Source organism: Listeria grandensis FSL F6-0971 (assembly GCF_000525835.1).
GTDB lineage: Bacteria > Bacillota > Bacilli > Lactobacillales > Listeriaceae > Listeria_A > Listeria_A grandensis.
Genome location: NZ_AODD01000006.1, coordinates 37,614 through 59,485, shown reverse-complemented (window position 1 = coordinate 59,485; position 21,872 = coordinate 37,614). Strand labels below are relative to the sequence as shown.

25 protein-coding genes, 3 pseudogenes and 1 riboswitch are annotated in these 21,872 nt (G+C 42.4%); of the genes and pseudogenes, 1 reads left to right on the top strand and 27 read right to left on the bottom strand.

Annotated elements, in window-relative coordinates; all coding sequences use genetic code 11:
• Positions 1-2 precede the first annotated feature (2 nt).
• From PGRAN_RS05565 to PGRAN_RS05460, 23 genes and pseudogenes are all read right to left on the bottom strand, one after another.
• Positions 3-833 carry a MetQ/NlpA family ABC transporter substrate-binding protein gene (locus tag PGRAN_RS05565; RefSeq protein WP_036065797.1) on the bottom strand — a complete coding sequence of 277 codons (831 nt, stop codon included), beginning with the start codon at positions 831-833 and terminating at the stop codon, positions 3-5.
• 18 nt (positions 834-851) lie between these two features.
• Positions 852-1,526 carry a methionine ABC transporter permease gene (locus tag PGRAN_RS05560; protein WP_036065796.1) on the bottom strand — a complete coding sequence of 225 codons (675 nt, stop codon included), beginning with the start codon at positions 1,524-1,526 and terminating at the stop codon, positions 852-854.
• The gene (locus tag PGRAN_RS05555) at positions 1,523-2,545 is read right to left on the bottom strand and encodes a methionine ABC transporter ATP-binding protein (RefSeq protein WP_036065795.1); all 1,023 of its coding nucleotides are present in this window, start codon (positions 2,543-2,545) and stop codon (positions 1,523-1,525) included. The genes PGRAN_RS05560 and PGRAN_RS05555 overlap by 4 nt, the downstream gene beginning before the upstream one ends.
• Positions 2,546-2,641: 96 nt before the next feature.
• Positions 2,642-2,756, bottom strand: a riboswitch (SAM riboswitch).
• An 86-nt stretch (positions 2,757-2,842) separates the two neighbouring features.
• Positions 2,843-3,562 (bottom strand): D-alanyl-D-alanine carboxypeptidase family protein, encoded by a 720-nt coding sequence (locus PGRAN_RS05550; protein ID WP_159101112.1) that lies wholly within the window; start codon positions 3,560-3,562, stop codon positions 2,843-2,845.
• Entirely contained in the window at positions 3,487-3,681 is a 195-nt protein-coding gene (locus PGRAN_RS16930) for a hypothetical protein (protein WP_173399968.1), read from the bottom strand. The genes PGRAN_RS05550 and PGRAN_RS16930 overlap by 76 nt, the downstream gene beginning before the upstream one ends.
• Before the next feature lie 68 nt (positions 3,682-3,749).
• Positions 3,750-4,900, bottom strand: a pseudogene (locus PGRAN_RS05545) (sensor histidine kinase).
• Positions 4,884-5,585, bottom strand: coding sequence for a response regulator transcription factor (locus PGRAN_RS05535; RefSeq protein ID WP_036065878.1), 702 nt, complete (start codon positions 5,583-5,585; stop codon positions 4,884-4,886). The pseudogene PGRAN_RS05545 and the gene PGRAN_RS05535 overlap by 17 nt, the downstream one beginning before the upstream one ends.
• 98 nt (positions 5,586-5,683) lie before the next feature.
• Positions 5,684-6,556, bottom strand: a complete 873-nt coding sequence (locus tag PGRAN_RS05530) for a cation diffusion facilitator family transporter (protein ID WP_036065793.1) — start codon at positions 6,554-6,556, stop codon at positions 5,684-5,686.
• A gap of 215 nt (positions 6,557-6,771) precedes the next feature.
• A complete protein-coding gene (locus tag PGRAN_RS05525) occupies positions 6,772-7,080 on the bottom strand; it encodes a thioredoxin family protein (RefSeq protein WP_051998433.1) in 309 nt (102 codons plus the stop codon).
• Positions 7,081-7,161: 81 nt separating this feature from the next.
• Positions 7,162-7,539, bottom strand: coding sequence for a glycine cleavage system protein GcvH (gcvH, locus tag PGRAN_RS05520; RefSeq protein WP_036065792.1), 378 nt, complete (start codon positions 7,537-7,539; stop codon positions 7,162-7,164).
• Between the two features lie 28 nt (positions 7,540-7,567).
• Entirely contained in the window at positions 7,568-7,921 is a 354-nt protein-coding gene (locus tag PGRAN_RS05515; protein ID WP_036065791.1) for an arsenate reductase family protein, read from the bottom strand.
• Between the two features lie 129 nt (positions 7,922-8,050).
• Positions 8,051-9,226 (bottom strand): rod shape-determining protein RodA, encoded by a 1,176-nt coding sequence (gene rodA / locus PGRAN_RS05510; protein ID WP_036065790.1) that lies wholly within the window; start codon positions 9,224-9,226, stop codon positions 8,051-8,053.
• 53 nt (positions 9,227-9,279) lie between these two features.
• Positions 9,280-9,877 (bottom strand): annotated as a pseudogene (locus PGRAN_RS16225) (FtsW/RodA/SpoVE family cell cycle protein); the annotation flags it as partial.
• Positions 9,878-10,104: 227 nt separating this feature from the next.
• Positions 10,105-10,896 (bottom strand): ABC transporter ATP-binding protein, encoded by a 792-nt coding sequence (locus tag PGRAN_RS05505; protein ID WP_036065789.1) that lies wholly within the window; start codon positions 10,894-10,896, stop codon positions 10,105-10,107.
• Positions 10,893-11,888, bottom strand: a complete 996-nt coding sequence (locus PGRAN_RS05500; RefSeq protein WP_036065788.1) for a FecCD family ABC transporter permease — start codon at positions 11,886-11,888, stop codon at positions 10,893-10,895. The genes PGRAN_RS05505 and PGRAN_RS05500 overlap by 4 nt, the downstream gene beginning before the upstream one ends.
• Complete coding sequence (locus PGRAN_RS05495; protein ID WP_036065787.1) at positions 11,888-12,868, bottom strand: ABC transporter substrate-binding protein; 981 nt, start codon at positions 12,866-12,868, stop codon at positions 11,888-11,890. The genes PGRAN_RS05500 and PGRAN_RS05495 overlap by 1 nt, the downstream gene beginning before the upstream one ends.
• Positions 12,869-12,934: 66 nt before the next feature.
• Positions 12,935-13,432 carry a GNAT family N-acetyltransferase gene (locus tag PGRAN_RS05490; RefSeq protein ID WP_036065786.1) on the bottom strand — a complete coding sequence of 166 codons (498 nt, stop codon included), beginning with the start codon at positions 13,430-13,432 and terminating at the stop codon, positions 12,935-12,937.
• Positions 13,433-13,509: 77 nt separating this feature from the next.
• Positions 13,510-14,268 (bottom strand): MerR family transcriptional regulator, encoded by a 759-nt coding sequence (locus tag PGRAN_RS05485; protein WP_036065785.1) that lies wholly within the window; start codon positions 14,266-14,268, stop codon positions 13,510-13,512.
• Between the two features lie 73 nt (positions 14,269-14,341).
• Positions 14,342-14,911: pseudogene (locus PGRAN_RS05480) on the bottom strand (YdcF family protein).
• Positions 14,912-14,921: 10 nt separating this feature from the next.
• Positions 14,922-15,512 carry a VanZ family protein gene (locus tag PGRAN_RS05475; RefSeq protein WP_036065784.1) on the bottom strand — a complete coding sequence of 197 codons (591 nt, stop codon included), beginning with the start codon at positions 15,510-15,512 and terminating at the stop codon, positions 14,922-14,924.
• A 136-nt stretch (positions 15,513-15,648) separates the two neighbouring features.
• Positions 15,649-16,473: a YwqG family protein gene (locus PGRAN_RS05470; protein WP_036065783.1), complete on the bottom strand. Its 825-nt coding sequence runs from the start codon at positions 16,471-16,473 to the stop codon at positions 15,649-15,651.
• A 38-nt stretch (positions 16,474-16,511) separates the two neighbouring features.
• Entirely contained in the window at positions 16,512-17,105 is a 594-nt protein-coding gene (locus PGRAN_RS05465) for a Fic/DOC family protein (RefSeq protein ID WP_036065782.1), read from the bottom strand.
• Positions 17,106-17,109: 4 nt separating this feature from the next.
• The gene (locus PGRAN_RS05460) at positions 17,110-17,319 is read right to left on the bottom strand and encodes a hypothetical protein (RefSeq protein ID WP_036065781.1); all 210 of its coding nucleotides are present in this window, start codon (positions 17,317-17,319) and stop codon (positions 17,110-17,112) included.
• A gap of 128 nt (positions 17,320-17,447) precedes the next feature.
• On the opposite strand from PGRAN_RS05460, the gene PGRAN_RS05455 reads away from it, so the two are divergent.
• Positions 17,448-18,002: a GNAT family N-acetyltransferase gene (locus PGRAN_RS05455; protein WP_036065780.1), complete on the top strand. Its 555-nt coding sequence runs from the start codon at positions 17,448-17,450 to the stop codon at positions 18,000-18,002.
• 40 nt (positions 18,003-18,042) lie between these two features.
• On the opposite strand, the gene PGRAN_RS05450 is transcribed toward PGRAN_RS05455, so the two are convergent.
• The 4 genes from PGRAN_RS05450 to PGRAN_RS05435 all read right to left on the bottom strand — a co-directional run bounded on the left by PGRAN_RS05450 (position 18,043) and on the right by PGRAN_RS05435 (position 21,703).
• Complete coding sequence (locus PGRAN_RS05450) at positions 18,043-18,984, bottom strand: siderophore ABC transporter substrate-binding protein (RefSeq protein WP_036065779.1); 942 nt, start codon at positions 18,982-18,984, stop codon at positions 18,043-18,045.
• A 79-nt stretch (positions 18,985-19,063) separates the two neighbouring features.
• Entirely contained in the window at positions 19,064-19,822 is a 759-nt protein-coding gene (locus PGRAN_RS05445) for an iron ABC transporter ATP-binding protein (RefSeq protein ID WP_036065776.1), read from the bottom strand.
• Entirely contained in the window at positions 19,819-20,760 is a 942-nt protein-coding gene (locus PGRAN_RS05440) for an iron chelate uptake ABC transporter family permease subunit (protein WP_036065775.1), read from the bottom strand. Before PGRAN_RS05440 ends, PGRAN_RS05445 begins: the two co-directional genes overlap by 4 nt.
• Entirely contained in the window at positions 20,753-21,703 is a 951-nt protein-coding gene (locus PGRAN_RS05435; protein ID WP_036065774.1) for an ABC transporter permease, read from the bottom strand. The genes PGRAN_RS05440 and PGRAN_RS05435 overlap by 8 nt, the downstream gene beginning before the upstream one ends.
• Between the last annotated feature and the right edge of the window lie 169 nt (positions 21,704-21,872).

The following is a 21,872-nucleotide window of genomic DNA, read 5'->3' as shown; positions in this document are numbered from 1 at the left end:
ACTTAGTTGGAGACAGGGACAACTGCGCCCTTCCACTCTTTCGTGATAAAGTCCTGAATCTCTTTTGATTGCAACACTTTTACTAATTCTTTAATATCTTTGTTATCTTTATTTTTCTCTTGTGCTGCAATAATGTTTACATAAGGAGAATCTGTTTTCTCAATTGCAATCGCATCTTTCTTAGGATTCATGCCTTGATCCACCACAAAATTAGAGTTGATCGCGACAACATCGCCTTCTTTATTGTTGTATGCTGTCATCAAATACCCAGCATCCACATCGTATTTGAACTTAATGTTTTTCGGATTTTCCACGATATCATCAAACGTAACATCTTGACGCTTCACGCCTTCTTTTAGTTTAATAACGCCACCATCTGCAAGAATTCCTAGCACACGCGGCCAATCAGATTTACTGTTGGACATGATAACTAACGCATTTTTTGGCAGAGCATCTAATGAATCGATTTTCTTAGAATAAAGGCCCATGGGTTCAATATGAATGCCACCCATGTTGACGAACTTATAACCTTTTTCCTTCATTTCTAGATCCATATAAGGAATCGTTTGGAAATAGTTCGCATCTAAGTCGCCCTCATCCAATGCTACATTTGGCATTACGTAATCGGTATATTTTTTAATATCTAAGTTGATGCCTTTTTTTGCTAAAATCGGTTTCGCTTTTTCCAAAATAACGGCATGTGGTGAGTTAGAAGCACCGATTACGAGCGTCGTTCCTTTGTCTCCACTTGCGTCATCTTTCGAACCTCCGCCACAAGCTGCTAAAACTAGTACTAATGTCAGTGTAAATAATCCTAATAAAACTTTTTTCATCCGTTAACGCCCCTTTTCTTATCGTTTGTCGACCCATTTGGTTAAGATGTCTCCAATGAATTGGAAAACAAATACTATGATTAAAATAATAATAGTTGCTACTAATGTGACTGCTGGTTGCGCTCGTTGGAAACCTTCTAAATAAGCCGCGTTTCCGAGTCCGCCTGCGCCGATAACACCCGCCATGGCAGTGAAGCCAACAAGTGATATCCCCGTCACGGTAATCCCTGAAATAATTGCTGGTAATGCTTCTGGTATTAAAACCTTGCCAATAATCGTGAACAGGTTGGCACCCATTGCTTTGGCTGCCTCAATCACGCCCTTGTCTACTTCACGAAACGCGATTTCGACCATTCTCGCATAAAATGGAGCTGCTGAAATTATCAAGGCTGGTAGTGCCGCTTTTGGTCCAATAATCGTACCAACTAAGGTTTTCGTCATTGGAAGTAGTAATACGATTAAGATAATAAATGGAATCGATCGGAAAACGTTGACTAAAATGGCTGTAATCCAATACGCCGTCCGTGAACCAGCATCCTTTTTGCGGTTGGTTAGGAATAAGACTAGCCCCAAAGCTAAACCTAGGAAGAAAACAGCGAACAGTGAAACGATCGTCATGTAAAGCGTTTCCTCTGTAGCTGCTTTCATCATATCCCAATCTACGTTTGCAAAATATCCTCCAGAATTGTTCATCCTTCAATCACTTCCGTTTCTATCTCAAGCTCGCGTAACCGTGTGATTGTGGCATCCACTTGCGATTTTTCACCCTGAATTTGAATGTATAAAGTCCCGTACGCCCCATTTTGCGTCTGCGTCAGGTTTCCATGTAAAATATTCAGTAATACCTGATTGTCTTGCGCTACTTGTGAAATAATCGGCTGTGTCGCTTGTCCACCAACAAAAAGTAGCTTCACCAGTTTGCCTTCCGAGTAATTTTTAAGCAGCATGTGAATCAGTTCTTCCGTCTCGTCTGATTCCGTTACTTGGCGCACAAATCGCTGTGTCACGGACTCTTTCGGATGTTGGAACACTTCAATCACATCCCCGAGTTCGACTACGCGACCAGCTTCCATCACCGCTACCCGATTGCAGATTTTACGAATAACGTGCATTTCATGGGTAATCACGATGATCGTCAAGTTCAAACGGCGGTTAATATCCAACAACAGTTCTAACACTTCATCCGTTGTTTGCGGATCGAGCGCGGATGTTGCCTCATCACACAGCAGTAATTTCGGATTATTGGCAAGCGCCCGAGCAATCCCGACACGTTGCTTCTGACCGCCACTTAATTCCGACGGATACGCATCTTCCTTGCCTTCTAAACCAACAAGGCGGATTAATTCGTTCACTCGAAAGCGTCTTTTCTCCCCTCTAACTCCAGCTATTTCTAGCGGGAAAGCGATGTTATCAAAGACGGTACGCGACCAAAGTAAATTAAAATGTTGAAAAATCATTCCAATCTGCTGGCGCGCCTTACGCAATTTACTTCCTCTAATTTCTGAAATAAATAAATCATCGACTTCGACGGTACCTTCTGTTGGCAACTCCAAACCATTAAACATCCGAATCAGCGTGCTCTTTCCAGCACCTGAATACCCTACCACGCCAAAAATCTCGCCTTCTGCAATATCTAAATTGACATCATCTACAGCTCTGACATTATTTTTGCGTGTTTTATACTCTTTTGCAACGCTTTTAAGCCTAATCAAAGTAAACTCCACCCTTATTTATTTTTCTTAATCAAAAAACCTCTCCCGCCAAATTGAGCGAAGAAAGGTGTAATTACATGCATAATTTACGCTTTTCTCTCATCTCTCAAAGCTTTACGCTCTGTATGATTTAGCACCTTGCAATGGGCTTTTCGTCCACTTAGGTTGCTGGGTTTCTTCGGGCATGTCCCTCCACCACTCTTGATAAGATTAATTTTCCGACGCAAACCGCGCTTACGTCTTGTGTTTATTAATATTACATGTTTTTAGTCGGATTTGTCAAGATTCAGTCAATATTTATTTTGAAAAACCGTAATCCATCAATTTTTCGACTGCTTTTGCGCGCGCGCCGTCTGTTTTACTTCCAAGTGTAATCACAATAACTCGTTCACCATTTTGTACCGCCGTCGCAATGAGGCAATAGCCTGCCTGATCGGTAAAACCAGTTTTAAGGCCGTCCATTCCATCTACTGACCCTTTTGCCAGAACTTGATTCGTCGTATGTATTGTACTCCCTTTTTGTATAACATATTCTGTTCGCGAAGTAATATCGAGCACTTCTGGAAAGTCCTGTATCAACCTCTTCGACAAAGTCAACAGATCATTGGCCGTGGATACCGATGTCTCACCAGCTTCATCCAAGCCACTAGCACTTCCATACTTCGTCTCACTGGACATTCCAATCGCCTTAGCCTTAGCATTCATATTCTTTATAAAATTGGTACCATCTATGCGCTCAGCCAGTGCCTCAGCAGCGTCATTAGCCGACATAATTAGCATCGCTGCAAACAAATCTTGTACCGTATAATATTTTGTCCCGGTTTGTGCGTATAAGCTCACAGCACGAGGATCATCTAGGCGTTTCAGTGGTAGTACTTCACTCCATGAAATCGTCTTTTTATGGACGGCCTCGAGTACTAAGTATGCAGTCATTAATTTCGTCAAACTAGCAATGGGAACCACTTCATTTTCTCCCTTTTTGAAAATGGGCTCCTCGCTTTTCGTATTAATAACCAAGGCACTAGTTGCTTCAATCTTTGGCGTAGTGCGAATACCCTCACCCCAAAAAAATAAAAAAATAAAATAGCAATAATCGTTAAACAAGCTAAACATAAAATTACCATTTGTTTTTTCATGATTTCCCCTCCTAGTTTCATTCTAACTAACAATGATAAACCAGGAGTTAAGAAATCAGAAAGAAACTTTAAAGATTGCTGATTGGCAACTGCACAGTGAAGGTTGTTTTTCCTTTTCTACTCGTAGCCGTGACCTGACCGCCGTGGCGCTCGACAATGGACTTCGCAATCGCAAGACCCAGCCCCGTTCCCGATGTCGTCCGATTTTTATCCACTTTGTAAAATCGGTCAAACAATTGCGGTATATCGCCAGCTGGAATCTCCGCGCCATAATTGGACACTTCAATAACTGCCATGCCAGCCTCACTCTTGGCACTAATGTCAATCTTTTTACCACTCGCACCATATCTAAGCGCATTTGAAAACAGGTTCTCAAACAAACGCATAATCTGCATACCGTCACCAATTACCCGCAAATTCTCCACAGCGTACATTTCGACAATCCGAACGTCTTTCTCCGCGGCTGAGCGCTCGTATTCGGAAACTAGTTGGCGCAACAATTCCACCATATCAAGTGTGTCCTCTTTGATGTGAAACTCCGCACTCTCCAAGCGCGTATAATCAAACAAATCATCGATCAACTTATGCAACCGCTGTGCCTTTCCATAAACCAATTCCGTATAATGGCGCAGTTCCACCTCATCGCGATACCGATCCTCATGAATATAGCTTAAGTAACCTAAAATAGAGGTCAAAGGCGTGCGTAAGTCATGCGATACATTCGTAATGAGGTCATTCTTAGCTTGCTGAGCCTCTTGCTCCTGCGCAATTAACGCCTCCTGGTGCTCCCGCATTTTATTGATGCTCTCTTCCAGTTGCATAATCTCAGGAATCAAGCTCTCCTGCTCCATCGGTTGGTTCTCTAAAATTGCAATATTAATTCGACGCAACTGTTTTCTAAGCAAGTTTTGTTTAAATAGCCAATAGAAAAAAAATAAAAAAAGACAAGCGATACAGCTAAAATCCCCATGTACTTAAGCATGATCATCCACGGCGAATTCAGCAATTTATCATAGCGGCCATAGCCAAACAGATCAATAAACCGGCTCGTCGTTCCCATCAGCACTACCGAATCATTCTTCACAGAAACCAACCACAAACCAATACTTCGCAAAGCTACAAAACTAGAAAACCAAGATAGCAGCGCTAAAATTAAGATTTGTATCGGGTGCATTTGCTGCCAAACTCGCCATACTAACTGCTTAAACTTCAATTTTATAACCTACTCCCCAGATGGTTTTGATCACATTTTCCCCATCCATCGCATCCTTCAATTTATCGCGCAAATTACTGATGTGCACCATCACCGTTTTACTCGCACCAAGCGCTTTTTCTTGCCAAATCCGCTCAAAAATCAACTCGGAACTAAAAACACGACCTGGTTCATGCGCAAGCAAAAATAAGATATCAAATTCTGATGTCGTTAAATGCAACTCTTTCTCATTCACCATCACTGTGTGTAGCTCACGATCGATCACAATCGGTCCTAGGATGAGCTCATTACTCGGCTTATTTCCAAGGCTCCCCTGCTTCATCATCTGCACGCGTCGCAAAATCGCCTTCACACGCACCGACAGTTCCAGTGGATTAAACGGCTTTACCATGTAGTCATCAGCACCAGTCAAGAGCCCCATAATTTTATCGTTATCTTCGGCCTTCGCACTCAGCATCAAAATTGGCGTCGCGATACCTTCTTGACGCATCAAGCGACACACTTCCAAGCCATCCATCTTCGGCATCATAATATCTAACACAACGAGATCCAGCTGCTCTTTTTGTACCATTTCCCACACCTGGGCGCCATCGTACGCACTATGAATCGTGTATCCCTCATTTTGAAGGTATAGTTTGACCAAATCAACAATTTCCTTATCATCGTCTGCAATTAAAATGGATGTCATCATATCAATCCCTTCTGTCGTTCGGCGCGTCATCTTTATCGCCTATATTTATTGTATCACAAGAGACTTCAAGGTACATTTCTAAACTAAGAACGCCCGATTTACTTCGTCAAAACCCGCTCTTCTTCCGGTTCTAAATGAATGAGCACCTGCGCTTTAGCATAAAATTCGTAGATTTCCTTCTCAATAGCATCACACAACGAGTGTCCCTGCTCAATGGTCAAATCATTCGCCACGACCAAATGGAAATCAATATATTCCTCCGCGCCAGCACGACGAGAACGGAAATCATGAAATTCAATAAAATCGTCCTGATACGTCAGGATAATACGCTTAATTTCCTCTTCTTCGCTTGGCGACAAACGCTTGTCCATCAATGGTGGGAACGACTCTTTCAACAACTTCCAAGCCTCATACATAATATAAAACGCCGTTAAAATCGCAATGACAGGATCTAGCCACAACCAGCCGGTCAAATGAACAAGTAACAAACTAAACGCAATGCCTAGCGACGTAAACACATCCGTGTACAAATGAAGCGCATTCGACTTCATCGCCACCGAATTTTCCTTATCCGCCGCCTTTTTGATGATTTTTGAAACAATAATATTCACCGCAGCCCCAAAAAGCATCACCGCGATACCGAGAGCAGGAAAACGAATCTCATGCGGATTGAAAAACTTATTCATTGATTCAAAAATAATCCAAATCCCCGCCACAAAAATAAGTAAAGTTTCAATCGTTCCAGCAATGTTTTCCGCTTTCCCATGCCCATAAGGATGGTCCGTATCTGCCGGCTGACTTGAAATACGAATCGAGAAGAAGGTAATCACAGACGCAAACAAGTCCATCGATGAATGGACAGCCTCCGAAATAACCGCAACAGACCCCGTCAAAAATCCAACGATAAACTTCAAAACCACGATAACAAAATTACTTATTACCGAAAGAATAGTTAAATTAGAATTGCTCATCATAAACCCCCGCTATACTATAAATATCATCGCGCCTAAGAAAGAGCATTCATAGGCGCCGATGAAGTATCTCAAGTATAGTACCACACCGTCTTCATGTGGGTCTATAGAAACCTTTTTTGCAAGGTACACATCTATATCGGAAGCGAAACTTTTTTGGGTGAAGGAAACATTTAATCTTCGTTTACTTCCTGTTTTTGAAATAAAAATAAATCTCACAACGCCTTCAAAAAATCATACACCTCAATCATATTTCCTAACCTATAGCTCGTCGAAATCCATTCACCATCCTTAAAAGTCAATAAGACTGGCACGTTCGTAATTGCCCATTTCTCCGCGAGTTCTGGTACGTAATTCAAATCCATTTTGCCAATAGCAAGATCCGGCAAGGCGGCTCCCGCAAGGTCTACCAACTTCATCGCTTGTTGACAGCCTAAACACATCGGCGTGAAAAAATATACTGCGAAATCCGCGCGATTATCTAACTGCGCCATGAGTTGTTGCTTATTCCAAATGTCTACCACTGTTTAGCCTCCCCTCTGTATCCATGCTTTAAAGAAAGAAAACCCTACCGCATCACGCGAGAGGGTTTTCTATGTAACGTATCAATCTAATGTTTTTTCATAGTCGTCTGCAGAAAGTAAGGCTGCAACTTGCGCTGCGTCTACATCTTCCACTTTCAATAACCAACCAGCCTCATAAGGCGCTGAGTTAAGTAGTTCAGGCTCATCTTCAAGCACTTCATTGATCGCAACGACTTTCCCTGTGATTGGCGCATAAAAATCAGACACTGTTTTTACAGATTCAATACTTCCAATAGAATCACCTTGCGTAATCGTGTCACCAATTTCTGGTAATTCAACAAAAACAATATCACCTAATTGATCTTGCGCAAAATCTGTAATCCCGATAACGAAATTTCCCGCGTCATCTTTCACCCATTCGTGCTCTTCTGAATAACGTAAATCCTTTGGTAAACTCATTTTAATAAATCCCCCTTCAAGTCCGTATTTACTTCCAGTTTGCTACAAATTCGCTTTCTTTGAAGCCAAGCGTCACTTTTTTACCGTCCGTAACAATTGGTCTCTTAATTAGTTTACCATCAGTTGCAAGCAATGTAAACGCTTCATCCTCTGTCATATGCTCTACTTTGTCTTTTAAGCCCAATTCACGGTATTTAATGCCGCTCGTATTAAAGAAACGACGAATTCCTAGTTCACTATTTTCAAACCACTTCTGCAATTCCTCTTTCTTCGGTGGTGTTTCAATCATGTCTACTTGATTATAAGCCACTTGGTTGTCATCTAGCCACTGTTTTGCCTTCTTGCAGGTCGAACATTTTGGATACCAGTAAAAAGTTATCATCTTTGTTATTCCCCTCCCAAATTGTAATCTACCTCTATCATAATGGATTTCGAATGTAATCACAAATAGTTCCCTAAAAAAAGCAAAAAAAGATTACCCGACCACCAAACCGACAGGGTAATCCACCTCTTATTCTGCGAGCTTCTCTTCCTTGACTGTAAACATCGATTTCTGATAATTATATCTAATCCCAAGAACCAGACCAATGGCCATCATATTCCCAAGGAGTGCACTTCCTCCGTAGCTAATGAATGGTAATGGTATTCCTGTAATCGGCAGTAAGCCAATATTCATCCCAACATTTTCAAATACGTGGAACATAATCATCATGACCACACCTGTACAAATGTAAGAATAGAACGGAATACCGATATCTAGAGCCACACGAATAATTTGATAAATGAGCAAGAAATAAATCGCTAATAAAATACTCGCGCCAACAAAACCAAAATCCCCACCAATAACCGTAAAAATAAAGTCATTATGGTTTTCTGGTATCGCAATCGCGTTGTACCCTGCTCCATTCCCGCTAATCTGACCCGAACCAATCGCCGTCATCGCGCGCAACACTTGATAGCCGCCACCTTGTGGATCAGATTCTGGATTAATCCACGTATGGATACGCTCAAATTGATACGGTTTAAAGCCTAGCTTCACAAGCCAGCTCTCATGATAGAGCACAAGATATAGCAAAGTCCCACCAATCGCCACAATCGATCCATAAATCGGCACAATCAACTTCCAAGTGATCCCCGAAACCAAAATCATTCCCGACATAATCGCGATAAAAACAAGGCCAGTTCCTAAATCGGGTTGTAGCATAATAAGACCAATCGGGATAACTGTAATAATACCCATTTTGACAAGAAGCAAGAAATCATATTTAACCGTATGCATCGTGTATTTACGATTATGGTCCCAGATCACTTTTGCAAGCACGATAATTAAGATCACTTTTACGACCTCAGATGGTTGCAGGCTTCCTAAAAACGGAATGATAATCCAACTTTTCGCGCCGTTCACCTCTTTACCGAAAAACAACACAAAAACCAACATTAAAAGACCCGCACCATAAAAATAGTACGCCCATTTAGTTAATTTTTCATAATCTAATTGCATAATAACGAAAATAGCAAAGCCACTAACAACGAACCAAACGGCTTGTTTCATGACAAAGTTGGCTGTATACTGCTCATTCGTTAGCTGTGCGCTATAGATCGAAACCATGCTGATCAAACACAATAACATAAGAGATAATACAATACCGTAATCAATTCTCGTAGACATTTTATTTTGCGAATTCATTCCTAACGCTCCTTACTGGACGGAATACTGTTTCCCATACAGTTTTTAAAAATTTATAGATCCATTGCCTTTGGTGCATTGTAACGTGCGGATAAAACAAGGCCGATCGCCATTGCACTTCCACCATAACTAATAAATAGTAGCGGTATCCCCGTAATTTGGTAATATTCTAATCGTCATACCTATTTCTGTAATACGTGAAAAAAATCATCGCCACAACGCCTGTACATATGTACGAATAAAACGGCATCCCAACATCCAAGGCGACACGGATAATTTGGTAAACTAATAAGAAGTATAACACAAGTAAGAGACATGCACCAACAAAGCCGAAGTCCTCACCGATGATTGTAAAAATAAAATCATTATCGTTTTCTGGGATTGGAATGGCTGGCTATCTGATACCACCAAAAATCGGCAGCAGTAAACGCTGTGAACATTATGCCAATCATAATAGCAATAAGCACTAGCGACGTACCTAAATCTGATTGTAACATAATAAGGTCTATCGGAACCAAGGCCATAAGACTGATTTTCATAAAAAAATAACATCGCTCTTGCATGTCCGAATGTGTGTTTTCTTAGTATGATCCCAGATTAGTTTGTGAGGGCGACAATCAAGAAGCTTTTCATTGATTCGGAAGGTTGAATAATGATCGAATAATCTATCTTTGTACTGCCGTCCCTTTTATTATTCATGCACTTCCTCCTAATAATATTTACCTTACGCCAACCTTCTTATTATATAAAATTTTGTACTGGATAGGAAGCTTTCTCACTAAATTCTAATGTAGTCAAAAACGGCTCTAGAGAACAAAACAGGATGCTGTCTTGGTTTCTAGAGCCATAATATTGAAATCTTTAACATATCTTTAACTTCATGAATGAAATTTTGCCGAGGCGATTGGGAGTACGCGTAAGCCTCTTTCCGTCGTATGGATCTCCGCTTCGATTTTGAAGATATCGCGCAGTAAATCCTTCGTGAAAACGGCTTCCGGTGTTCCGGTTCGCTGAATCTCTCCGTCCTCGCATACGATAACGTGGTCGCTATATCCTGCGGCTTGATTTAAATCGTGCAAAACAAGAATAATCGACATATCAAAATCGCGATTGAGTTGCTTCAACAGATCGAGTAATTCTAGTTGATGCGAGATATCAAGATAGGTTGTCGGCTCGTCTAATAGCAGAATAGGCGTTTTTTGTGCCAAGGCCATGGCAAGCCAAGCTCGCTGCTTTTCGCCGCCAGATAAGGTGTGTAGCGGGCGGTATGCAAGCTCTTCTAGGTTACAAACTTTCATCGCCCAATCTACCGCGAGTTCGTCGTCTTTTTCCATCGTGCCAAGCCATGATTTGTAAGGCATCCGCCCGTAGCTCACAAGATCGCGTACCACGACATCAATAAGTCCATCGGGTGATTGAGATAGCATCGTCATTTCGCGTGCTAAATTTTTCGCGCTAATATTTTTTAGATCTGTGCCATTTAACATAATTTTGCCTTCATTTGGAGCTAAAAGACGCATGATGAGGCGCAGAATGGTCGATTTTCCGGAACCGTTTGGCCCGATAATCGTGGTGATTTTGCCTTCTGGAATTTCGAGTTGTAAACCCTTCATTTCGAAGGAACGCTTGCGGATGAAGGTGACGTTTTCCAGTGCTGTAATCGCGGTCATGAGGCAACCCTCCCTCTCTGTAGTAGAAATAGGAAGAACGGTGCGCCGATCATGGCGAGCAGGATGCCAACTGGTAATTCAATCGAGCCAAACCAGCTACGCGCGGCCGTGTCTGCAAATCCGACGAGCAAAGCGCCCCCGATCGCTGACATTGGTAGCAGGTAACGATAGTCATTACCAATGATAAGTCGGAAAATATGCGGCACAACAAGCCCTACGAAACCAATTAAGCCTGCGACGCTGACAGCTACACCGCTTAGGAAAGCCGCTAGCATGATGATGAAAAAGCGGTGTTTCTCAACGGAGTAGCCGAGCAATTTCGCCGCGTCATCCCCGAGTAAGAGGACGTTTGATGACCTAATCGCAAAGATACTAAGCGCAAAACCGACAATCATATATGGCAAAATAAGATTCAGATGGTACCAGCTTTTTCCTGATAGCGTTCCGGTCATCCACGAAATGATACTTTGCACGCGGTTGCTATAAAGCACCATGATTCCTGATGTCATCGCACCGATAAAGGCATTGATGGCGACACCAGATAAAATAACACGAAGTGGTGCAACGCCTTTGTCCCAAGCGACTAAATAGATAAGGAGCGCCGTACCAAAAGCGCCGATAAAAGCGCCAAGTGGGACGAACTGGCTCAGTGATGGCAACACGATGGTCAAAATAATCGCGACAAGTCCACCACCTGCTGAAACACCGATAACGCCTGGGTCAGCGAGCGGGTTGCGCATCACACCTTGTAGTAAGCAACCAGCGATGGCCAGTGCCGCTCCAACGAGAAACGCGATGAACATTCGTGGTAAACGCAGATTCCAAATGAGTTGTGTAGAAAGGTCGTCGCCATGCCCCATCAGCGTTTGCCATACGTCAGAATAGCTCACTTTCACCGACCCTGTTGTCAAACCATAAAAGAAAACAACGATGAGTAGCAAAATCGTAACGATAAATGTGATGATTCTTCTCTTTTTACGTGGATCATGCATTATTTTGTAACCTGATTCAGTTCATTTGCCATGTAATCAAGCGCTTTTGTAATACGGATACCAGGGTTTGTACCAAAAAGATCTGCCGGAAGCACGACGATATTGTTATTTTTTACAGCTGTTGTGGAATTCCATGCATCGTTTTGCTTCATTTCTTTTTGGAACGCAAGCTCGGTTTCCTTTTCGTCGCCACCGTGGATCATCAGAAAGATCACCTCTGGGTCTGATTCGACGATTTTTTCAATATTAAGTGATGCATATTGAGGGAAATTCTCGACCCCTTTGAAATCCTTTGCAACATTGATTCCGCCAGCTTTTTCGAGGATATCTCCGCTGAGTGAATTCGGCAATGCCGCATAATTACTGCCCGGTGCGCCTAGTATGAGTAGTGCGCGAACTGCCTTTCCTTTTTGTTTTTCATTTATTGCAGCGACTTTCGTATCGATCTCTTGCTCTAGATTCGTCGCGTCTTTCCCTAGTAATTGCGCCAAAATCGCTTCTTGTTTTTTGATATCAGCGATCGAGTTGGCGCCTGTTAATATGACTTGCGCGCCAATCCCTTCCAGCGCGGGGACGTCTTTTAAATTTTGTTCCGAACTTGCGATAATGACGTCTGGCGTGAGCGATGCAATTTTTTCTAAATTCAAGTCATGAGTATTGCCGACTTCTGTTGCTTTTAGCGCGGCACTTGGCTCAACACCGCTTGCATCCATCGTTTGACGGCCAATCACTGTTCCGCCCAGTGCATAAACAATTCCCATATCAGAATTGGTAAGTGTAATGATTCGTTCTGGCTTCTTGGCGAATTTCACCGTTCTCCCCGACATATCCTTCACGGTTAAAACTGTAGCCTGATTCGACACCTTTTGCTTGCTAGATGTTTCACTATCACTTCCAGAAGAAGTAACATCTTTAGGTCCGCATGCTGCCATGATAACAAGAAGTAGTGAGAGTATACTTATAAACAGAAACTTTTTCATGCTTTCCTCCTTTTTATGCTCCACTTCTATTGTACTAAAAATCTATAGACATGTCGCCACTTAAATTTAATAATATACGTAATGTGGCATCTCGACGCCGCGATAATATTTCACGTAGCGCTTATGTCTTGTCATACCAATCCGTTCGGCGACTTTTTGGGAGGCAATGTTCTTGTCTCGAATCGTGCAAGTCACCGTTTTTGCACCTAGCGTTTCTAGCGCATATTGCTTGCATCCGAATGCTGCTTCCGTTGCAAAACCTTGCTGCCAAAACTTCCTTTTCAAAAGGTAACCGATTTCCAGCACTTCCTCTGCCTCCACACGTTGCATGGTCAAACCTACTTGTCCAACAAATTCGCCAGTATCTTTCTTGATTACCGCCCACAGACCGAAGCCCCACCGTTCGTAATTATCTAACTGCTTCGCAAGCCAGCGCTGCACTTCTTCATCCGTAAAAGCGCCCTCATAAGCCGTCATCACCGCATCATCTTGCAATATCTCACATAAATCCGCAAAATCGAGTTGATCCAATTCGCGGAAAACTAGGCGTTTTGTTTCTAGCATTAAAAATCCCTCCCAAACTAAAAAAGAACCTCCGCATCAATGTTCGGAAGCTCTCTTCATTATATCGTTTTTCCAGCCTACTTACTAGTAAAAATGACAATCGCATCGCGTAAAAAAGCGGCCGATCCTGGTTTTTCTTTGTCGTAATAAGCCGTAAATCGTGCATCATCAACGTACATTTGGGCAAGTCCAGCATGTGCTTCTTTGCTGTAGCTATCCCAGTAAGCCATCAGCCATTCTTTATGCATTGCCGCTACGTTTTGTGCCAGTTCACCAGCTGGATCACCCGTTTCATACGCCACTTGTAAGTCTGTTAAGATCGTTTGACCAAGTTGATCGACCCGCGCAAGCTCAGCCTCACTCATGCCCTTTAGCTTCGCGTTCGATTTATTGACCGTCTCCCCGCCATATTTCTCGCGAATTTCCGTGCCATATTTTATTTCGTTATCATCTATCATTTTTTGTTTGAAGCCTTCGAATTTTTCTTGATCAGTCATTGTCATTCTCCTTTCTGAATGCGCGATGGATTTCTCCACATTGCGAATCAGTTCGTCTAATTGTTTTCGTTTATCAAGCAGTTCGACGCGATGTTTTCTAAGTGCTTCCGCCTCGTCAAAATCCGGCTGTTCTAGAATCGCCTTGATTTTTTCCAAACTGACGTTCATTTCACGGTAAAACATGATTTGCTGCAATCGATCCACCTCAACTTGCCCGTAAATCCGATACCCTGAAGAATTAATTCTCGCTGGCTTCAGAATCCCAATTTCATCATAATACCGCAGCGTCCTCGTGCTCACTCCCGCAAGCTGTCCTAGCTTTTGAACCGTATATTCCATGCGTCTCTCGCCTCCTTGATAACTCTACTTTACACCTTGACGTAACGTGAATGTCAATAACTTTTTTTAAATTCTACCGATCAAAAACCCAACGCATAACTAATCGATAAAATCTCGCGAGGCACACCTTTGAAAAGCGCTCCCATCTGCGTTTTTGCAGGTAATCCTGTCGCATCGATGTTTTGCCGCCCTGCTAGCATCAACGCGCGGTACAAATGATAGTCACTTGTCACGATGACCGTTTTACCAAGCTCAAATTTCGCCTTACTATTCGCTAGGTTTTCCTCGGTACGCATCGATGTATCCTCGACTTCAATCCTTGATGACGCAATGCCGTGCGCAACCAAATGGGCCTTCATTACACTTCCCTCAGACGCAGACTCATCCTCACCCTGGCCGCCCGACACAACCACTTTCGCCGAATCATGCTTCTCAATAAACGGAATCGCTGCGTCCAATCGTTCCCGCAAAACAGGCATTGGCCGCGCCGGATCATCGATTACTTTTGAACCTAAATAAGAATCGTATCCGGGTTTGACGTTGGTACCTCCCGCGCCCCGCTATACATAGAGCCGAGCACGACGCCAACATACACAACGCCAATTCCCACTAATGCTAAAATCACTTTTTTCCACATTTTCATTACTGTCCACTCATTTCTGCTCCATTATATGTTTATGCGAACTTGAAAAAATACGAATGATCACGTACCCGATCATGATACCAGATACATTCAAAAAGACATCTCCCGTATCAAAATACCCTACATGTAGCGCATATTGCAACCCTTCCACAATAAAAATCATGATTCCCGCTGAAAGCAGCGCCATCAGGGGTGATAATTTCTTCAACAAGAACCCAATCGGCACAAAAGCAAGCACGTTTCCAATCGTAATCACCCGCAAGTTCCCCGAAACAAACGTATCCACAAAACCAAATGTATCCGTCGAAAACCCTTGCGCACCAGACGCTTTTCCAAACAGAAGCCCAATCATGATGCCAAAATAAATCACATATGTCAAAACAAGCAACGTCTTATTAATTTTCCAATTGACAAGCTGTACCGCACAAAGATAAAGCATCAATGCCGTCACACCAACCGTTATATATCCCATGTGATCCACCGCTTGCATCACATCTCTCAAATAAAATTGCAACCATCCTTGAAACCAAAGATAGTACATCATAACCGCCGCGCAAAGGGATAGCACTGGCAAAACCGTCCAAATCGTTAACTTTTTCATTCTATCTCCTCCTCGTCTTTTCTATAGTTTCTAGCATACCACCCAACAATCAAGGCTTACTAAAAACTTTTTAAAGAAATGTTAAGGTTTTGAAAATAAAAAAGAAGCTAGCACGAAACCAGCTCCTCCAATTTATTCAGGTACAATCCCAATTATACATCACATTCGAGAAGTCCTTGTTCTTCAAATCCTCCAGATTAATAAAGAAATTCCCGATGCCGCAATCGCCCCAAATGATACCATAATTAAATGTATCGATACCAACAGAATCCAGTTGGAACAGCAACGTATCATGCCTCACACCCTCTTGGTATTTCCGCGGATCTTCCTGCGTAAAATAAGGGTACGCTCCCAGTTGGCTACCAACTTCAGCTAATTCAAAAAGTTCATCCAATTTGTCATCATCTTCACCAACCAGCTTTTCAGCCACTTCATAAAAATCTCCGCCAAACACTTTCTTGAAATCATAGCTATCCGTCAGCAACAACTGCGAATTCTCCTGCCCATACATCCAAAACTCTCCTTCCACAACCGGGTAAAAATCATCCTTATCCACCGACTCAAACAACGCATCCTGCTCTTCCTTCGAGTAACTAACCTCACTAAAATCCTCAAAATAAAAGACACGGAACCCATTCGTGTTCGTCGGCTCATCAAAGTCAATGCCAATAATATCATCATTGTAATCCACATAAAACGACAACAACCCACGCGTCGGAAAATTATCCAAAGCCGGCATTTCCTCAAAATTAATCTGTGCCAATAATGACAACGGCTGACCATCCCCATTACGCGGATACGGTTCCGATTTCGGCAAATAAGCCCGTCCGCCCGCTTTACTTTGCATCAAACCAAGCTCTCCCTCATCCTTAAACGAAAGCAAGATCCGACTTTTCTCCGTTGCTAAAAACTGCGGGAGCGCCTCCTGTGGTACGATTTCTTCTAATTTTTGTTTAGACATTCGTTTCCCCTCCTGCATAAAATTCACATACCATCAATTTATGTCAACTGTTCCACGATGATTTCTGTTAGCAACACCACATTTGATTCTACAGCTCCCTGCATGTAAGCATTATAAACTCGTGAATTATTAATGGGATTCAGTTCAAGTGTGTAGTTTTTACTTAATGCCAAACATCGAATAACTTCTCGCTGGGCTCGGCCATTCCCCTCTCTGAATGGATGCATGTAATTAAGATTGTCTAATATCTCAGCCAAACCTCTGCTAACTGTCGTAATATCATCATTATTTCTCTTAAATTGGCTAATTAGAGAACTAATATGTATCTCCGCCATATGAAAAGACTGGAAAGGCATGAATGGCTTACCTTCTTTACTTATATTTACACGTCTATACTCTCCAGCCCAAGTATAAACATCCTGAAACAGATATTCATGAATTGTCCTTACAGATTTTATATCCATAACGGGAATAGGTTCCTCTACTAATTGAACAAGCCTATTAGAAACAAAAAGATGCTCAGCCAAATGGAGTTTTTCCAAGTTCTGAACATCCAATTTATTTCTCAATATTGAGGTATTAGGATACGTATATAAATTTTCGTCATCTAGATAATAATAATTTGAATTCATATTACTACCCCAAAACAAACGAGGAGATAGCCTCTGTACCTTTTTTTCCGTCATGAATATCTCTGAGTAACTCAACCATCACTTTAGTCGGCTCAAATCCTTCATACATAGCTGAACCAATAGAATTTTTCATCGCGACATAATCCTGTTTATTGCGAAACTTGACACCTTGAATAGATAGATTCTTCTCATCTAAAGCTACATTTATCGGCATGTAAAAAACCTCCTAATCACTCTATAGCTCTATTATACCTTTTTCCAGCCTCAATTTCAAAAATTCCCTTCCAAACCACGGTTACCTGTGCTCAAATAAGCAACAATACCCAAAAGGAGGGAACGAAAATGGAAAGCTTTACTTACTTGTTAGTGGAACATCAAATTATTCGCACCGAACGACTTATCTTACGCCCCATCACGCTTGCCGACGCAAAAAGTATGTTTGAATACGCCTCTGATGACGAGAATACACGCTTTGTTTTTGATACACACACATCCATCGAAATCACCCGTCAAACAATTGCCGAATATTTCGTCGCGTCTCCCATTGGAAAATACGGAATAGAACTCGCCGAAACTGGTAAATTTATCGGCACCATCGATATTCGCATCGATCCAATGAACCGAAGTGGCTGCCTCGGCTACGTCCTCAATCGCGATTACTGGGGGCGAGGCTACATGGTCGAAGCTGGGCGCGCACTCCTTGATTTAGCTTTCCAAACACTACAACTAGAACGCGTCTGCTCCATGCACGACGTCCGCAACCCCGCCTCTGGAAAAGTCATGCAGCGCCTAGGCATGAGCTACGAAGGTACACTTCGAAAAAGCCGCTACATCAAAGAAGAATTCGTAGATGACGCTTACTACGCTATTTTAAAAGAAGAATACAACGCCAAATAAAACTGCTCAGCGACACATTTCGCTGAGCAGTTTTTCCGTATTATTTGAGGCTATCTCCAACCTCTTTCACCATCTCTGAAACAGACTCTAGCCCGCCTCCAGACAGGTACCAGTACTCTGGATTCAAGTAAACAATGTTGCCATTTTTATAAGCATTCGTCTTCTTCACTAGATCATTCTCCACGACAGATTTCGCGGAAGATTCCCCGCCAATCGCAGCACCACGGTCAATCACGTACAAGTAATCCGGATTTTTCTCCGCAATATACTCGGAAGAAATACTTTGACCATGCGTTGACGCTTCAATTTTCGGATCCGCCGGCGTCACACCAAGCACATCATGAATCAATCCAAAGCGCGAACCAGGGCCATACGCACTCATTTTTCCATCGTTCGCCAAAATAATTAATCCCGTTTTACCAGCTGGCACGCTCGCTTTTACATCCGCAACCTGCTTGTCAATCGCATCCAACTGCTTCTTCGCTTCATCCTCTTTTCCAAACAAACTAGCCACCGTGTTCACATTCGCTTGGAACGACTTCATATAATCCTTCGTGTCCACACCTTGATAAATCGTTGGTGCAATATCGGAAAATTTATCATAAGAATCGGATTGGCGCCCAGAAATAATGTTCAAATCCGGTACCGCCTCGTTTATTTTCTCAAAATCAGGCTCTTTCAAACCGCCAAGATCCGCGTATTTATCACTTGCAAAAGCATCCAAATACTTCGGCAAAGATTGTTTCGGCAAACCAGTCACGTTTTTAGACAAGTCGAGCGCCTTCAACGTATCAAGTGTTCCAAAATCAAAAACAACCACTTTTCCTGGGTTTTGCTTCACCTTCGTGTCACCAAGTTCGTGCTTAATCGTCAATTCCTTCGCTGTTTTTTCCGCGTCTGCATTCGTCTTTTCATCCGTCCCACAAGCAACCGCAAACACCGCCAAAAGCATCAACATTGCGACCAATACTAATTTCTTCATCTACTTTAACCACCCTTATTTATCTATTTTTGAAGCTATTATTCCATGTCATACCAACCGTTTGGCGCCCTCACCTCCTTTATTTAAAGTACACGCCAATCCGGTCATTATTAATCAACGAAATCGGAATATGCATATCAAAAACTTGCGCCAACACATCTTCCTGAATCATCTCCGCCGTGCTACCATTCGCCACAACCGCGCCATCTTTCAATGCCACAACCGAATCCGAATAACACGACGCAAAATTAATATCATGCAAAACTAACAACACCGTCTTGCCCAGTTCATCCACCAAACGCCGCAACAACTGCATAATTTGCACCGAATGCTTCATATCCAAATTATTCAGCGGCTCATCCAGCAAAATATAATCCGTATTCTGCGCAATAATCATCGCAATATACGCCCGTTGCTGCTGACCACCGCTAAGCTCATCCAAATAGCGCGACGCCAAATCCCGTAACTCCATATAATCCAATGCCATCTCGATAAACGCCTCATCATCCTTTTGCAAACGTCCTTTCGAATGCGGAAAACGCCCAAAGGCCACCAAATCCCGTACCGTCAAACGCATCGTCACATGATTACTCTGCTTCAAAATCGACAACCGTTTCGCCAAATCATCCGACTTCCAATCAGCGAGCGCCACGCCATCCACCAAAACCTCACCACCATCCGACTTCATCAAACGCGCGATAATGGAGAGCAACGTACTTTTTCCCGCACCATTTGCTCCGATAAAGGACACGATCTGCTTTTCCGGAATCACCAAATCGATATCTTGAAGCACTGATTTTGTTCCATATTTTTTCTGCAAGTTCCGTACCTCAATCATAATTTCGCCCCTTTCAAAAGCAAATACAAGAAATATACGCCGCCACATAAATTAATAATCACGCTGATTGGCGTATCGAAATGGAATAACCTTTCTGCTAGCAACTGCCCACCAACGAGGGCCACCAAACTAATCAGACTCGCTCCAATGAGCAATTCGACATGGCGGTGCGTCTTCAAAAACTGATACGTCACATTCGCCACAATCAGTCCCAGAAACGTAATTGGCCCGACAAGCGCCGTCGCAACTGAGACCAAGACAACAATAATAAGCAACAGCTGTTTCACAATCCGATTATAAGGAACGCCCAAATTAACCGCATGATCCTTGCCCAAAGACAGCACATCCAAATACTTCACAAATCTCAATAAATACATCATCGCCAGCAGAAAAATGAGAATAGCAACCACTAATATCGACGTGTTCACATTATTAAAACTCGCAAACATTTTATCCTGTACAATCTGGAATTCATTCGGATCAATCAACATTTCCATGAAAGATGAGAAACTCGAGAAAAAAGTCCCGCAAACGATCCCGACAAGTAACAAGAAATAAATATTCCGCCCGTTCCGCTTAAACATCAACCAATACAAAACAAGTGCAAATCCCATCATCAACAATACCGACAAAAAGAAATTCCAGCGTCCATTCCCAGCTCGCATCAACGCTTGTGAGCCAAAAATAAACACAAGCGACGTCTGCAAAAGCATATAAAGCGAATCCAGCCCCATGATGGAAGGCGTTAATATTTTATTTTGCGTAATCGTTTGAAAAATAACCGTCGAAACCGCAATCGCAACGCCCGTAAACACAATCGCAAGGAGCTTCGTCGACCTGAGTTCCAAAGCAAAAGTTGGATTCCCACCCAAGAATAAAAATAAATAACACGCCATCAAAAGCCCGACAATACCTGCTAAAACCCAATTTTTACGCATAGACTTTTCTCCTCATCAGCAGATAAATAAAAATCGCACTACCGATAATGCCTACCATCAAACTGATCGACACCTCATAAGGATAAATAATCACTCGTCCCAATACATCGCAAAACAGCAAGAACGTAGCGCCAAAAACGGCCGTATCAAATAGCGTTTTCTTCATATTATCCCCACGATAAATCGAGACAATATTCGGCACAATCAATCCCAAGAAAGGAATCATGCCCACCGTCAGGACAACCGATGCCGTGATAAACGCCACAATGACCAGTCCAATCCGCATAATCGCCTTATAAGAAAGCCCCAGGTTTCGTGAAAAAGTTTCGCCCATCCCCGCCACTGTGAATTGATTCGCATACAAATACGCAATCACAATGAGCGGAACGGCAACGTAGAGCAATTCATAACGCCCTTTTAGTACCATCGAGAAATCGCCCTGAAGCCACGAAGAAAGATTTTGAATCAAATCAAATTTGTATGCAAAAAATGTCGTAATCGAGCTAAGTATCCCACCAAACATCAACCCGACTAACGGAATAAAAATCGTATCTGTAAATGGAATCCGTTCCAATATTTGCATAAATATAAATGTACCTAATAATGCAAATAAGAAAGCCACACCCATTTTCACTAAAGGACTCGCCGTCGTAAACACGAGCAACGATACAAGTATTCCGAGTCTTGCCGCATCCATCGTCCCTGCCGTTGTAGGCGAAACAAACTTATTTTGCGTCAAACTCTGCATAATCATCCCACAAATACTTATCCCAGCTCCCGCCAAAATAATACTGATCAGCCTAGGGATTCGGCTTATCCAAATAATGTCCCATTGTTCCTTTGTTAATTCAAAAATATGTAATATAGAAATCTTCTGTACCCCGACAAATACCGAAAGTAGCGCTAGTCCAATAAAAACAATAATAAGTATCGCTCTCTTCAAGCAACCACCCACCTTTATAATTGAGAATGATTTTCATTATCGTTTATACACCCCATTTTAATAGATACTAGGGTAGCTTGTCAACCGTTTGCTTATTATTGAACCCATAAAAAATACCCCTCCTATACAGAGAAGCACTCCTATCTTCCATTATTACTTCACCTTATGA

Excerpts from the sequence above, each read along its gene's own strand:
- PGRAN_RS05440 (WP_036065775.1), bottom strand. The coding sequence starts at position 20,760 with ATGCGTAAAAATTGGGTTTTAGCAGGTATTGTCGGGCTTTTGATGGCG.
- PGRAN_RS05465 (WP_036065782.1), bottom strand. The coding sequence starts at position 17,105 with ATGAATTCAAATTATTATTATCTAGATGACGAAAATTTATATACGTAT.
- gcvH (WP_036065792.1), bottom strand. The coding sequence starts at position 7,539 with ATGAGTTTACCAAAGGATTTACGTTATTCAGAAGAGCACGAATGGGTG.
- PGRAN_RS05535 (WP_036065878.1), bottom strand. The coding sequence starts at position 5,585 with ATGATGACATCCATTTTAATTGCAGACGATGATAAGGAAATTGTTGAT.
- PGRAN_RS05455 (WP_036065780.1), top strand. The coding sequence starts at position 17,448 with ATGGAAAGCTTTACTTACTTGTTAGTGGAACATCAAATTATTCGCACC.
- PGRAN_RS05475 (WP_036065784.1), bottom strand. The coding sequence starts at position 15,512 with ATGAAAAAGTTAACGATTTGGACGGTTTTGCCAGTGCTATCCCTTTGC.
- PGRAN_RS05490 (WP_036065786.1), bottom strand. The coding sequence starts at position 13,432 with ATGCTAGAAACAAAACGCCTAGTTTTCCGCGAATTGGATCAACTCGAT.
- PGRAN_RS05495 (WP_036065787.1), bottom strand. The coding sequence starts at position 12,868 with ATGAAAAAGTTTCTGTTTATAAGTATACTCTCACTACTTCTTGTTATC.
- PGRAN_RS05505 (WP_036065789.1), bottom strand. The coding sequence starts at position 10,896 with ATGACCGCGATTACAGCACTGGAAAACGTCACCTTCATCCGCAAGCGT.
- PGRAN_RS05565 (WP_036065797.1), bottom strand. The coding sequence starts at position 833 with ATGAAAAAAGTTTTATTAGGATTATTTACACTGACATTAGTACTAGTT.
- PGRAN_RS05500 (WP_036065788.1), bottom strand. The coding sequence starts at position 11,888 with ATGCATGATCCACGTAAAAAGAGAAGAATCATCACATTTATCGTTACG.
- rodA (WP_036065790.1), bottom strand. The coding sequence starts at position 9,226 with ATGAATTCGCAAAATAAAATGTCTACGAGAATTGATTACGGTATTGTA.
- PGRAN_RS05530 (WP_036065793.1), bottom strand. The coding sequence starts at position 6,556 with ATGAGCAATTCTAATTTAACTATTCTTTCGGTAATAAGTAATTTTGTT.
- PGRAN_RS05560 (WP_036065796.1), bottom strand. The coding sequence starts at position 1,526 with ATGAACAATTCTGGAGGATATTTTGCAAACGTAGATTGGGATATGATG.
- PGRAN_RS05470 (WP_036065783.1), bottom strand. The coding sequence starts at position 16,473 with ATGTCTAAACAAAAATTAGAAGAAATCGTACCACAGGAGGCGCTCCCG.
- PGRAN_RS05515 (WP_036065791.1), bottom strand. The coding sequence starts at position 7,921 with ATGATAACTTTTTACTGGTATCCAAAATGTTCGACCTGCAAGAAGGCA.
- PGRAN_RS05460 (WP_036065781.1), bottom strand. The coding sequence starts at position 17,319 with ATGCCGATAAATGTAGCTTTAGATGAGAAGAATCTATCTATTCAAGGT.
- PGRAN_RS05485 (WP_036065785.1), bottom strand. The coding sequence starts at position 14,268 with ATGGAATATACGGTTCAAAAGCTAGGACAGCTTGCGGGAGTGAGCACG.
- PGRAN_RS05445 (WP_036065776.1), bottom strand. The coding sequence starts at position 19,822 with ATGATTGAGGTACGGAACTTGCAGAAAAAATATGGAACAAAATCAGTG.
- PGRAN_RS16930 (WP_173399968.1), bottom strand. The coding sequence starts at position 3,681 with ATGAAAAAACAAATGGTAATTTTATGTTTAGCTTGTTTAACGATTATT.
- PGRAN_RS05450 (WP_036065779.1), bottom strand. The coding sequence starts at position 18,984 with ATGAAGAAATTAGTATTGGTCGCAATGTTGATGCTTTTGGCGGTGTTT.